The 12326-nt window shown below is 57.6% G+C and carries 12 protein-coding genes and 1 pseudogene; 12 read left to right on the top strand and 1 reads right to left on the bottom strand.

Going from position 1 to position 12326, the window contains the following annotated elements:
- Positions 1-6 precede the first annotated feature (6 nt).
- Both AB4O09_RS04935 and AB4O09_RS04940 read left to right on the top strand, forming a co-directional pair.
- Complete coding sequence (locus tag AB4O09_RS04935) at positions 7-486, top strand: LabA-like NYN domain-containing protein (RefSeq protein WP_013694260.1); 480 nt, start codon at positions 7-9, stop codon at positions 484-486.
- A 21-nt stretch (positions 487-507) separates the two neighbouring features.
- Positions 508-1119, top strand: a complete 612-nt coding sequence (locus AB4O09_RS04940) for a 3'-5' exonuclease (protein WP_003205836.1) — start codon at positions 508-510, stop codon at positions 1117-1119.
- Positions 1120-1337: 218 nt separating this feature from the next.
- On the opposite strand, the gene AB4O09_RS04945 is transcribed toward AB4O09_RS04940, so the two are convergent.
- Positions 1338-1790, bottom strand: coding sequence for an Lrp/AsnC family transcriptional regulator (locus AB4O09_RS04945; RefSeq protein ID WP_003205835.1), 453 nt, complete (start codon positions 1788-1790; stop codon positions 1338-1340).
- A 161-nt stretch (positions 1791-1951) separates the two neighbouring features.
- Here AB4O09_RS04945 and yedA point away from each other — a divergent pair, with 161 nt between their 5' ends.
- The 10 genes and pseudogenes from yedA to AB4O09_RS04995 all read left to right on the top strand — a co-directional run bounded on the left by yedA (position 1952) and on the right by AB4O09_RS04995 (position 12305).
- The gene (yedA, locus tag AB4O09_RS04950; RefSeq protein ID WP_003205832.1) at positions 1952-2854 is read left to right on the top strand and encodes a drug/metabolite exporter YedA; all 903 of its coding nucleotides are present in this window, start codon (positions 1952-1954) and stop codon (positions 2852-2854) included.
- Between the two features lie 58 nt (positions 2855-2912).
- Positions 2913-4247 carry a DEAD/DEAH box helicase gene (locus AB4O09_RS04955; protein ID WP_038859238.1) on the top strand — a complete coding sequence of 445 codons (1335 nt, stop codon included), beginning with the start codon at positions 2913-2915 and terminating at the stop codon, positions 4245-4247.
- Between the two features lie 282 nt (positions 4248-4529).
- On the top strand, positions 4530-5840 hold the full coding sequence (wbpA, locus tag AB4O09_RS04960) for a UDP-N-acetyl-D-glucosamine 6-dehydrogenase (protein ID WP_038859237.1): 1311 nt from the start codon (positions 4530-4532) through the stop codon (positions 5838-5840).
- 107 nt (positions 5841-5947) lie between these two features.
- Positions 5948-6895, top strand: coding sequence for a Gfo/Idh/MocA family protein (locus AB4O09_RS04965; protein ID WP_038859236.1), 948 nt, complete (start codon positions 5948-5950; stop codon positions 6893-6895).
- Between the two features lie 99 nt (positions 6896-6994).
- On the top strand, positions 6995-7579 hold the full coding sequence (gene wbpD / locus AB4O09_RS04970) for a UDP-2-acetamido-3-amino-2,3-dideoxy-D-glucuronate N-acetyltransferase (RefSeq protein WP_038859235.1): 585 nt from the start codon (positions 6995-6997) through the stop codon (positions 7577-7579).
- On the top strand, positions 7576-8667 hold the full coding sequence (locus AB4O09_RS04975) for a DegT/DnrJ/EryC1/StrS family aminotransferase (RefSeq protein ID WP_038859234.1): 1092 nt from the start codon (positions 7576-7578) through the stop codon (positions 8665-8667). Before wbpD ends, AB4O09_RS04975 begins: the two co-directional genes overlap by 4 nt.
- Positions 8664-9749: a non-hydrolyzing UDP-N-acetylglucosamine 2-epimerase gene (gene wecB / locus AB4O09_RS04980; RefSeq protein ID WP_038859233.1), complete on the top strand. Its 1086-nt coding sequence runs from the start codon at positions 8664-8666 to the stop codon at positions 9747-9749. Before AB4O09_RS04975 ends, wecB begins: the two co-directional genes overlap by 4 nt.
- Positions 9746-10528, top strand: a complete 783-nt coding sequence (locus tag AB4O09_RS04985; RefSeq protein WP_038859231.1) for an ABC transporter permease — start codon at positions 9746-9748, stop codon at positions 10526-10528. The genes wecB and AB4O09_RS04985 overlap by 4 nt, the downstream gene beginning before the upstream one ends.
- Before the next feature lie 64 nt (positions 10529-10592).
- A pseudogene (locus tag AB4O09_RS04990) lies at positions 10593-11030 on the top strand (ABC transporter ATP-binding protein); the annotation flags it as partial.
- Between the two features lie 126 nt (positions 11031-11156).
- Positions 11157-12305 carry a Wzt carbohydrate-binding domain-containing protein gene (locus tag AB4O09_RS04995; protein WP_411738323.1) on the top strand — a complete coding sequence of 383 codons (1149 nt, stop codon included), beginning with the start codon at positions 11157-11159 and terminating at the stop codon, positions 12303-12305.
- Positions 12306-12326: the final 21 nt, after the last annotated feature.

Here is a 12326-nt window from a genome sequence, read left to right on the forward strand (position 1 = left end):
AACGCGGTGAAAAAAATTGCAGTGTTCGCCGATGTCCAGAACCTCTACTACACCGTGCGCCAAGCCTACGGTTGCCATTTCAACTATGCCGCGCTGTGGGCTGATGTCAGCAAGCAGGGGCAGATCGTCGAGGCCTATGCCTACGCGATCGATCGCGGTGACAGCAAGCAGCAGCAATTCCAGCAGATCCTGCGCAACCTGGGCTTTATCGTGAAGCTCAAGCCTTACATCCAGCGCAGCGACGGCTCGGCCAAGGGCGACTGGGACGTGGGCATCACGCTGGACATCATGGACGCCGCCGATCACGTCGACGAAGTGGTGCTGGCCTCCGGCGACGGCGATTTCGACATGCTGCTCGAACGCATCATCCAAAAACACGGCGTACAGGCCGTGGCCTATGGTGTGCCGGGGTTGACCGCCAACTCGCTGATCCGCGCTGCCAGCCGCTACGTGCCCATCGAAGGCGCGTTGTTGCTCAAGAATTGATTTTCACGGAGTTCAAAAGGTTTGGAACGCATCGCAGTCATCGACTTTGAAACCACCGGGATCACCCCGAGCAGCAGTTGCCGGGCTACTGAAATCGCGGTGGTGATGCTTGAGCAAGGCCGGATCGTCGACCGCTACCAGAGCCTGATGAATGCCGGTGTGCGCGTCCCTGCGTTTATCGAGCAACTGACCGGCATCAGCAACGCCATGCTGCGCAGCGCCCCGTCGGCGGAAAAGGTGATGAACGAGGTCAACGAGTTCGTCGGCATCACGCCGCTGCTGGCGCACAACGCTGCGTTCGACCAGAAGTTCTGGGATTTCGAACTGGGGCGAATCAAGCGCACCCGCCTGCAGAATTTTGCCTGCTCACTGTTGCTGGCCCGGCGCCTGATGCCAGCGGCGCCGAACCACAAGCTCGGCACGCTCAACACGTTCGCCGGCCTGCCCCATACCGGCCAGGCTCACCGGGCCATGGCCGACGCCGAAATGGCCGCCAACCTCACCGCGCACCTGGCTTCGCAATTGCGGCAAAAGCATGGGCTGCGGGAGTTGTCCCATGATCTGTTGTGCAGTTTGCAGAAAGTGCCGGCGGCGAAGATCAACGAGCACCTCAAGCGGCATCGCGGGTTCTAAACACACCACAAAGCAACTGTGGGAGTGATGTGTCAGACAGGCCGCTTTCGCGAGCAAGCTCGCTCCCACACCAGATCCCGGCAACACCCAGACCCTGTGCCCACTGAAGATCCAATGTGGGAGCGAGCTTGCTCGCGATAGCGGTGTGTCAGTCGACATTGAGGTTGGCTGATCCAAAGCTATCGCGAGCAAGCTCGCTCCCACAGTTTCGATCAGTGTTACTTCCCGTTGCCTTCCAACTGCCCCAACGGCACGCGCTTTTCAATGGCGCTGGACAGCACGATCGAGGTCTTGCTGAAGCCGAACTTGGCGATGCGGTTGATCAGCTCTTCCAGTTCCGGCATCGAGCCAACCGCCGCTTGCATGATCACGCACGGGTCTCCGGTGACCCGGTGGCACTCGGTCAGTTGCGGGATCTTGCACAGTTCGTCGTAGGTCTTCTGGTTGCCATGCTGGTTCATCCGCAATTCGATGACGCACTGCACCGGCAGGCCGATCTTCGCCATGTCGACTTTGGCTTGATAACCGGTGATGACGCCGCTGGCTTCCAGTTTGCTGACCCGCTCGGCCACGGCCGGGGCTGACAGGTTTACTTTGCGGGCCAGTTCGGCGTAGGACGCACGACCGTTTTCCAACAGGGCGCTGAGCAGCATGCGGTCGTATTTATCCACGGTATGGCTTCCTGTTAGTGTGACTTTCGAAAACACGATTTATAGCGTTGATATCCGTGTTTTGAAAAGTGTACGGCTCGGATAAACAGGTTTTGTAACTTATTTTCCGTCTGTCGCCTTTCTAGAATAACGTCTCTCATTGTCCTGACTTCGAGCTGAACATGCCCGGCCCACGCCGTTTTCCCTTGCCATTGATTGCTGCCTTTTTTGCCTTGTACGTCATCTGGGGTTCGACCTACCTGGTGATTCGCATCGGTGTGGAGCATTGGCCGCCGCTGTTGCTGGCCGGGATTCGTTTTGTGCTGGCCGGTTCGCTGATGTATGGCTTCCTGCGCTGGCGCGGGGCACCGGCGCCGACCTGGGCGCAATGGAAGGCCGGGGCCATCATCGGTGTGTTGTTGCTCAGTTTCGGCAACGGCGCGGTCAGTGTGGCCGAGCACACGGGCGTGGCGTCCGGGGTGGCGGCGTTGGCGGTGGCGACGGTGCCTTTGTTTACCTTGCTCTGCGGATATTTCTGGGGCGCGCGTAATACCCGTCTGGAATGGGCGGGGATTGTGCTGGGGTTGATTGGCATCGCGATGCTCAACCTGGGCTCCAACCTGCAGTCCAGCCCGTTGGGTGCGACCTTGCTGGTATTCGCGGCGGCGTCCTGGGCCTTCGGTTCGGTGCTGAGCAAACACGTGCCGTTGCCGGCAGGGGCGATGGCCAGTGCCGTGGAAATGCTGGTAGGCGGCGTGGTGCTGTTGATCGGCAGCGTGGCCAGCGGCGAGCACCTGGACAGCATGCCGCCGCTGGAAGGTTGGTTTGCCTTGGCTTACCTGACCTGCTTCGGCTCGATCGTTGCCTTCAATGCCTACATGTACCTGCTCAAGCATGTGCGCCCGGCGGCGGCCACCAGTTATGCCTACGTCAACCCGGCAGTGGCGGTGTTGCTGGGGATCGTGTTCGCGGGTGAAACCATTGGCGCTGAAGAAAGTCTGGCGATGCTGGTGATCATCAGTGCCGTGGTGCTGATCGGTTTGCCGCAGTGGCGCAAACCCAAGCCTGCGCCGGCCGCTTCCTGATTTAGGGTAAACTGCCGCGCATTGCACACCTTGCGCTGATTTTTCCTACGGTACTTCCATGACTTTCGCCACCCTTGGCCTGATCGAACCCTTGCTGCGCGCCCTCGAGACGCTCGGTTACCAGACCCCGACCCCGGTGCAGGCCCAAGCCATGCCGGCGGTGCTGGCCGGTCGTGACCTGATGGCCGCGGCCCAGACCGGCACCGGCAAGACCGCCGGTTTCGCCGTGCCGCTGTTGCAGTTGCTGACCACCGAAGGGCCGAAGGTCGCGGCCAACTCGGTGCGAGCGCTGATCCTGGTGCCGACCCGTGAGCTGGCTGAGCAGGTCCATGAAAGCGTGCGTCAGTACGCGCAAAACCTGCCGCTGAGCACCTACGCTGTGTACGGCGGTGTCAGCATCAACCCGCAAATGATGAAGTTGCGCAAAGGCGTCGACCTGTTGGTCGCCACGCCAGGGCGTCTGCTCGATTTGTTCCGCCAGAACGCGCTGAAGTTCAATCAGCTGCAGACCCTGGTGCTGGACGAAGCCGATCGCATGCTCGACCTGGGCTTCTCCGAGGAACTGGCGAATATCTACAAGGCACTGCCGAAGAAGCGCCAGACGCTGCTGTTCTCGGCGACCTTCTCCGACGCGATCCGCCTGCTGGCCGGGCAGATGCTCAACGATCCGCTGAGCATTGAAGTGAGCCCGCGCAACGTCGCCGCCAACACCGTCAAGCAATGGGTGGTGACGGTGGACAAGAAGCGCAAGCCGGAATTGTTCGTGCACCTGATGCGCAAGAACAAGTGGAAGCAGGTGCTGGTCTTTGCCAAGACCCGCAATGGCGTTGATGCGCTGGTGGAGAAACTCCAGGGCCTGGGCGTCAACGCCGACGGCATCCACGGTGACAAACCCCAGGCCACCCGCCAGCGCGCGCTGGACCGCTTCAAGGCCAGCGAAGTGCAGATCCTCGTGGCGACCGACGTCGCCGCCCGTGGCTTGGATATCGAGGATTTGCCGTTGGTGGTGAACTTCGACCTGCCGATCGTCGCCGAGGACTACATCCACCGCATCGGCCGTACCGGTCGGGCGGGCTCGACCGGGGAAGCGATTTCCCTGGTCTGCGCCGACGAAGTGAACCTGCTGTCGGCCATCGAGATGCTGACGCGCCAGACGCTGACTCGTCAGATGGAACAGGATTTCGAGCCTGAGCATCGGGTTCCGGACACCGACGCCAGTGGCCAGGTGATCAAGAAACCGAAAAAGCCGAAGAAACCGAAAACCTCCGGTGGCGGCGGCAAGCGCAACCTGGGCAAGTGGGTGGACAGCGGCGACTCCTCGCCTGTGGAACCTTCGGTCAAGCCTGTGCGCAAAGTACCGGTGTTCAATACCGGGCCGCGTAAGAAAAAATAAACGGAACCGTTTTCTGATGCGTCGATTGTGCCCCCATTAGTCTGGAAACTGGCCAGAAAGCCTGAGCCGGCTGAATATTACCGTTCGTCGCATCGACAGGCTGATTGGGCGTCTTTTTTCTGATCTTGAGGGGGCGATGCCTAATATCCATATGCGGCAAGTTGCGTAGGCCATTTCCTGTGTTTTTTCAAGGAAGGGAATTGTCCTATGAGCATCGAGCTCCGCTTTGGTAACATATCGTACATATGGAGTTCTTCATTTTCGTTGGGAGTGGTCTGGTTAATGGGTGTGGTCGAAGCAAGTATTGCTAAATTTAAAAGTAAGGAAGCGGTAATCGGAATCGTAGGGCTTGGTTACGTTGGGTTGCCGTTGATGCTTCGCTACAACGCCATCGGCTTCCGCGTCCTCGGGATCGATATTGATGTTGACAAGGTCGCTAAACTCAATGCGGGTGAAAGCTATATTGAGCACATCGCCAGCAGTCATATTGCCCAGGCATGCGCCTCGGGCTTCTCGGCAACCACCGACTTCAGCCGGGTCAGCGAGTGTGATGCGCTCATCCTGTGTGTGCCGACCCCGCTGAACAAGTATCGCGAGCCGGACATGAGCTTCGTGATCAACACGACCAACGCAATCAAGCCTTATCTGCGCGTGGGTCAGGTGGTTTCGCTGGAAAGCACAACCTACCCAGGAACGACCGAGGAAGAACTCCTTCCTCGCGTCGAGGAAGGCAACCTCGTCACCGGTGAAGATATTTTCCTGGTCTATTCGCCAGAGCGAGAAGATCCGGGCAACCCTGATTTTGAAACCCGTACCATCCCCAAGGTCATCGGTGGCCACACAGCCAATTGCCTGCAGGTCGGCATCGCTCTGTACGAGCAGGCCATCGACCAGGTGGTGACGGTCAGTTCGACCAAGGCTGCCGAGATGACCAAGCTGCTGGAAAATATCCATCGCGCGGTCAACATTGGTTTGGTCAACGAGATGAAAGTCGTTGCTGATCGCATGGGAATCGATATTTTTGAAGTGGTTGACGCGGCGGCCACCAAACCCTTCGGCTTCACCGCTTATTATCCGGGCCCGGGACTGGGTGGCCATTGCATCCCGATCGACCCGTTCTACTTGACGTGGAAGGCTCGTGAGTATGGCCTCCATACACGCTTCATCGAGCTTTCCGGCGAAGTCAACAAGGCCATGCCAGAGTATGTGGTTGGCAAGTTGATGGACGGGTTGAACAACGAAGGCAAGGCGCTCAAAGGCAGTCGCGTGCTGGTGCTTGGCATCGCCTACAAGAAAAATGTCGATGACATGCGCGAATCTCCATCGGTGGAAATCATGGAGCTGCTTGAAGCCAAAGGTGCTGTCGTGGCCTACAGCGATCCGCACGTTCCGGTATTTCCGAAAATGCGTGAGCACCACTTCACGCTGACGAGTGAGCCGATCACATCGGATAACCTGGCGTCGTTCGATGCGGTAATCCTCGCGACAGATCATGAGAAATTCGATTACGAACTGATCCGTTCCTCGGCGCGTCTGATTGTCGACAGTCGTGGCAAGTACCGTACGCCAGCGGTGCACATCATCAAGGCCTGACAGCCAGTCCGCAAGGCTGGACCCTCAGGAACAGCGTTCGTATTCATGTCGTCGCGCTCTTCCTTTGGGTCCCCAGCAGGGCAACTCCCCCTTTTTGAGGTCTTTCCATGAAACGTTTCGCTCTTATTGGTGCTGCTGGCTATATTGCTCCGCGCCACATGCGTGCCATCAAAGACACCGGTCATGAACTGGTTTGTGCCTACGACATCAATGATTCGGTTGGGATTATCGACAGCTTGTCGCCCCAGAGCGAGTTCTTTACAGAGTTCGAGCGCTTCTACGATTATGCGTGGCGCCTGAAACGTGATCCTGCTATTGCGCTGGATATCATTTCCATCTGCTCCCCCAATTACTTGCACCATCCGCATATCACTGCTGGCCTGCGTCTGGACTGTGACGTGATCTGCGAAAAGCCCCTGGTGCCAACCACGGCGATGCTGGATGACTTGAGCCTGACTGAGCAGGAGACAGGCAAGCGCCTCTGGAATATTCTCCAGCTTCGTCACCACCAGGCAATCATCGACCTGAAAAACCGTGTCCAGGCCGAAAAGCGTGCTCATAAACACGAAGTCGACCTGACCTATATCACCAGTCGGGGCAAGTGGTACATGGAGAGCTGGAAGGGCGATCCTCGCAAGTCCTTCGGCGTGGCCACCAACATTGGCGTGCACTTCTACGACATGCTGCATTTCATCTTCGGGAAATTGCAGCGTAACGTTGTTCACTATGCCAGCGATTTCAAGGCTGCGGGCTACCTTGAATACGAGAACGCTCGTGTGCGCTGGTTCCTTTCCATTGATGCCGATGACCTGCCAGTTTCTGTGAAAGGTAAAAAGCCGACGTTCCGCTCCATTACCTGTGATGGAGTGGAAATTGAGTTTTCTGAAGGTTTTACCGATCTGCACACGGTCAGCTACCAAGCGGTGCTGGATGGCAAGGGCTACGGCATCGAAGACGCGCGTCATTGTGTTGAAACGGTGGAAACCATCCGTACCCTGACCCCGACTCGCGCCGAGAATGACGAAGGCCACCCGTTCGTGGCAGGACTGAAGTAAAGCCCAAGGATCACTGCGCGCAAAAAAGATAGGCTGCCAGCGTTACGGTAGCGGCTGCTTTTTGCATAGGCGTACTGTGACTTACATCAGGACTCGAATTTGAATTACTACCAGCACCCCAGCGCTATTATTGACGATGGCGCTCAGATCGGCGATGACTCTCGCATCTGGCATTTTGTCCACGTTTGCGGTGGCGCCTGTATTGGTCGTGGCGTTTCGCTTGGTCAGAATGTTTTTGTCGGAAACAAGGTGGTGATCGGCGATCACTGCAAAATCCAAAACAATGTCTCCGTCTACGATAACGTCACGCTTGAAGAGGGCGTTTTTTGTGGTCCGAGCATGGTGTTCACCAACGTCTACAATCCTCGTTCGCTCATTGAGCGCAAAAACGAATACCGCGACACTCTGGTCAGGAAAGGCGCGACACTGGGTGCCAACTGCACCATTGTCTGCGGTGTGACCATTGGTGATTACGCTTTCGTAGGTGCAGGCGCGGTGGTCAACCGAGATGTACCTGCCTATGCCCTGATGGTCGGTGTTCCTGCCCGGCAGATCGGTTGGATGAGCGAATTTGGCGAACAATTGGATCTGCCGCTGAGCGGAGAGTGCAGTGTTCCGTGTGCCCATTCTGGCGCCACCTACGTGCTTAGCGGGAATGTGCTTAAAAAGGAGAATATGCAGTGATCGAGTTCATCGACCTCAAGGCTCAGCAGGCGCTGATAAAGGTAAACATCGACGCTGCCATCCAGCGCGTTCTGGCCCATGGCCAATACATCCTTGGTCCTGAAGTGAATGAGCTCGAAGAGCGCCTTGCAGCCTTTACAGGCGCGAAATACTGCATCAGCGTCGCCAACGGCACCGATGCTCTGCAAATCGCGCAGATGGCGCTCGGCATCGGCCCCGGCGATGAAGTCATCACACCAGGGTTTTCCTACATAGCTACGGCAGAAACCGTTGCCTTGCTCGGTGCAAAGCCTGTCTACGTCGATGTCGATGCCAACACCTACAATCTTGATCCCGCGCTCCTGGAGGCGGCTATTACGCCGAAGACCAAGGCGATTATTCCGGTTTCGCTGTACGGCCAGTGCGCAGACTTCGATGCGATCAACGCCATCGCTGCCCGGCACGGTATACCGGTGATCGAGGACGCCGCGCAAAGTTTCGGGGGGGGTTATAAAGGAAAGCGCTCCTGCAATCTGAGCACCATCGCCTGTACCAGTTTCTTCCCGAGCAAGCCACTCGGCTGCTATGGCGACGGCGGTGCCATGTTCACCAACGATGAGAACCTGGCCAAGGTGTTGCGGCAAATTGCTCGACATGGCCAGGACCGTCGCTATCATCACATCCGCGTCGGTGTGAACAGCCGGTTGGACACGCTGCAAGCGGCGATCATGTTGCCCAAGCTGGACGTCTTCGAGGCCGAGCTTCGCCAGCGTCAGGAAGTTGCAGATCGCTATGCGCAACTGCTGGAACAGGCTGATATCCGTGCTCCTTTCGTGGCAACGGGAAGTCAGAGCGCATGGGCCCAGTACACGGTACAGGTGGCGGCCCGCGATACGGTCCAGAAGCACCTTGGAAACGCCGGTGTTCCCACTGCCGTGCATTATCCCATCCCGCTTAATCGCCAACCCGCCGTCAAGGACGAGCACGCACACCTGCCAGTTGGCGATGCGATCGCTGCCCGCGTGATGAGCCTGCCCATGCATCCCTATCTCGATGAGCATTCCCAGAGCCTTATCGTCGACACCTTGAAAGAGAGCCTTCGCGCATGACCTGCAAAATCGTAACCATCGTTGGAGCTCGCCCACAGTTCATCAAGGCCGCGGCGGTTTCCAGGGAAATCCTCAAGCATCCGGGGCGGTTAGTCGAAGTCATGGTGCACACCGGACAGCACTATGACCCGAACATGTCCCAGGTTTTCTTCGACGAACTGGAGATCCCTGCCCCCAAGTACAACCTTGAGGTTAGCGGTGGCACTCATGGCGTGATGACGGGGCGTATGCTCGAAGGCATCGAGCAGATACTCCTTAAGGAAAAACCGGATTGGGTGCTGATCTACGGCGATACCAACTCGACGTTGGCCGGTGCGCTGGCAGCAGCAAAGCTGCACATTCCAGTGGCACATGTCGAAGCAGGGCTGCGGTCGTTCAACATGCGCATGCCCGAAGAGGTCAATCGTATTCTTTCCGACCGAGTCTCGACGCTGTTGCTTTGCCCTACGGCCTTGGCCATCCACAACCTTGCCAACGAAGGGCTCACCCATGGGGTGCATAACGTAGGCGACGTGATGTATGACGTGGCCTTGTTCTATCGCGAACGCGCGAAGGCTCAGAGTCAGGTCATGGCGCAGTTGGGCCTGGAGGCTGGGGCCTTTGCACTGGCTACTTGTCATCGTGCTGAAAACACCGATGATCCCCTGCGCCTGGGCGAAATCATGGCCGGCCTGGCCGATATCTCTGTGCAAATGCCCGTCGTTCTGCCGTTGCATCCACGTACGCGCAACCTGCTCAAGACCCACGGCCTGGAGCATCACCTGGACTCTATCAAAGTGGTCGACCCGTTGCCGTTCCTGGACATGGTCGCCCTCGAGCAGGCGGCGAATGTCATTCTTACCGACTCCGGCGGCGTTCAAAAAGAAGCGTATTTCTACGGTGTGCCCTGCATCACCCTGCGTGATGAGACCGAATGGGTCGAAACCGTTGAGCTGGGGTTCAACCAGTTGGTGGGCGCCAGCCGTAGCGCGATCAATGCGGCGATGAGCAACAGGTCAATCCCCAAGGGCCATGCAGATGTCTACGGTGACGGAACCGCGGCCGTACGGATAGTCGCTATCCTGGAACAGACACGACCATGAACCCGATTTCAATCATCTGGCGTCACATCCATGTTTTGTGGGCAACCACATTGACTGACATACGCAGCCGGTTCATCGGCACCATATTCGGTGTCGCGTGGATTTTCCTCTACCCATTGCTCTTCCTTGGCCTGTACGCCGTGGTTTACACGATGATCTATCGCGTGCGGGTCGCGGAGTTCGGGACCTTTGACTACGTGCTCCTGATATTTTGTGGGCTGGTGCCGTTCCTGGGGTTTTCAGAGGCGCTGGGCAGTGGGGTGGGCTCTGTTCTTGGCAATAAAGGTTTGATCAAGAATACGCTGTTCCCGATCGATCTGATCCCGGTCAAGACCGTGCTGGCCAGCAGCGTGACGATGCTGGTGGGGCTAGTGATGTTGCTGATGGTGTTGTGGAGCCGCGGCATCGTCCACTCCACGCAGTTGGCGATCCCGCTGATATTGGTGCTACAGATCATTTTTACCGTGGGACTGATCTGGATATTGTCGGCGATCAACGTATTCGTACCGGACCTGAGCCAGATGGTCGCGGTATTGATCCTGTTCCTGATGCTGGTATCGCCCATTGCCTATACCCAGGAAATGATCCCCAAGGAACTCATCCCCTTCATGTACCCCAACCCGCTGTATTACCTCATCATGCTGTATCGAGACGCAGCGTTCATTGGGGTCATCAAGCCGGGATTGCTGGCGATTTTCACTGTTATTTCGTTCTCCACTTTTTTCTTGGGTGGATTTGTCTTTTCGCGATTGAAGCCATTATTTGCCGATTATGTCTGAGCCGATCATTGAACTAGCCTCCATCGCCAAGATGTACCGGATTTTCCGCTCGCCACGCCATCGTATGATCGAGGCGCTGGGTTTTCCCGTGGCCCGGTCCACCTATGATGAGTTCTGGGCCGTACGCAATATGTCCTTGACGATCAACCCAGGGGAACGGGTGGGGTTGGTCGGACGTAACGGCGCCGGCAAGAGCACCCTGCTCAAGCTGATAGCTGGGCTCATACAGCCGACCGAAGGCTCTGTGAAAGTGCGAGGGAAGGTTCAGGCATTAATGGAGCTGGGCACCGGGTTTCATCCCGAGTTCACCGGTCGTACCAACGTCATGTCGTCCTTTGCCTATCAAGGGGTAACGGGCGCTCGCGCCAGAAAGCTGCTCGACGATGTGCTGGAGTTTGCCGAACTCGAAGAATTTATCGATAAACCGGTAAAGACCTATTCGTCGGGCATGTACTCGCGCCTGGCCTTTGCGGCAGCGACCGCCATCCGTCCGGAGATTCTCATCATCGATGAGATCCTCGGTGCGGGTGACTCGTATTTTGCCGGCAAGTCCGCGAAACGGATGCGTACCCTGACGGCGGAGGGCTCGACAGTGTTGTTCGTCTCCCATGACATGTCGGCGGTTCAAATGATCTGCGACCGCGCTATCTGGGTCGAACGTGGAAGGATAGTCGCCGATGGCGATCCGATCGAAATCGGCCGTTCCTATGCGGCGTCCATTCGCAAGCAGGAGGAGTTGCGCCTCAGAGCGATCAACTTGAAGCTAAGTCGGGGCGATGTCAGTGAGCTGTTGACCGACACTGAAATCGATCGGGTATCGGTACTGCGTTTCATCTCCGCGTCCGACGATGCGCCAGTCAAGCCGCTGGCGGTGTTCGAGATGACGCTGGAGCACAAGGGTGAAGTCATCGACAACGTCCTAGTGGGAGAGGCGCTGGATGACGATCGCAATCAACGCCTGCATTTGTTGACCGCACACGGTTATATGAACTGGGGCGCCCCGAAAAAAACCGCTGAAGGCGCCAGCTATCGCGAGTTCAGGGACTGTGGCGGGCAATACAAGCATGCTCCGGTCAGTATCAAGGTGCCACTGGGGCTGGGCGATCTGAGCGAGTTTACGGTTACCGTCCGGCACGCGGGAACGACGGCGGACGAAACGGTCTACTGCCAGATATTCGATGGCCTGGAGTACATCACCATCGGCACGCTGGAGCCGACCGTCGAGAGCGGGCGGATAATCAGCCAGCGCTTTGCGCTCGATACCTTGCTTTTGTCTTCGTCGGACGACAATGCGCCGCCAGTGGCCGAACGATCCGATTTCGAGTATGGCGAAGGCAGCGCCTGGATCGATGGCGTTGACTTCTTGGATCGGCACCAGGAGTCACGCCGAGTGTTTTCCTTCGGCGAGCCGCTTTATGTCCACGTGAGGTGGGGGGCCAAGCTCGATATTCCCCGCATGGCTTTCATCATCTGCATTTACGGCATGGATGGACGATGCGTGGCGCAGGTGGTGTCGCCCTTCATTTCGTCCACGCGGGAGCGTCGTACCGGGTTGGTCAAGGCCCAGTTCGACCCCTTGATGGTCGGGGCAGGCGACTACGTCATTTCTGTCGGCATCTTCGATGGCATGACCGAAGACCAATCAAGTGGAGAGCACCCATTGGATGTCCATGATCGCCAGTACCGCATCCGGATCACTGCCCCCGTTGATGTACGCATGGAACGCGGGCTCGTCGTGCACCCGGTGCAATGGGCTAATCTGGAATCCGTTGAATGAGTAAGCGCTCCGAGATCAGTT

The organism is Pseudomonas sp. H1_F01, assembly GCF_054681425.1.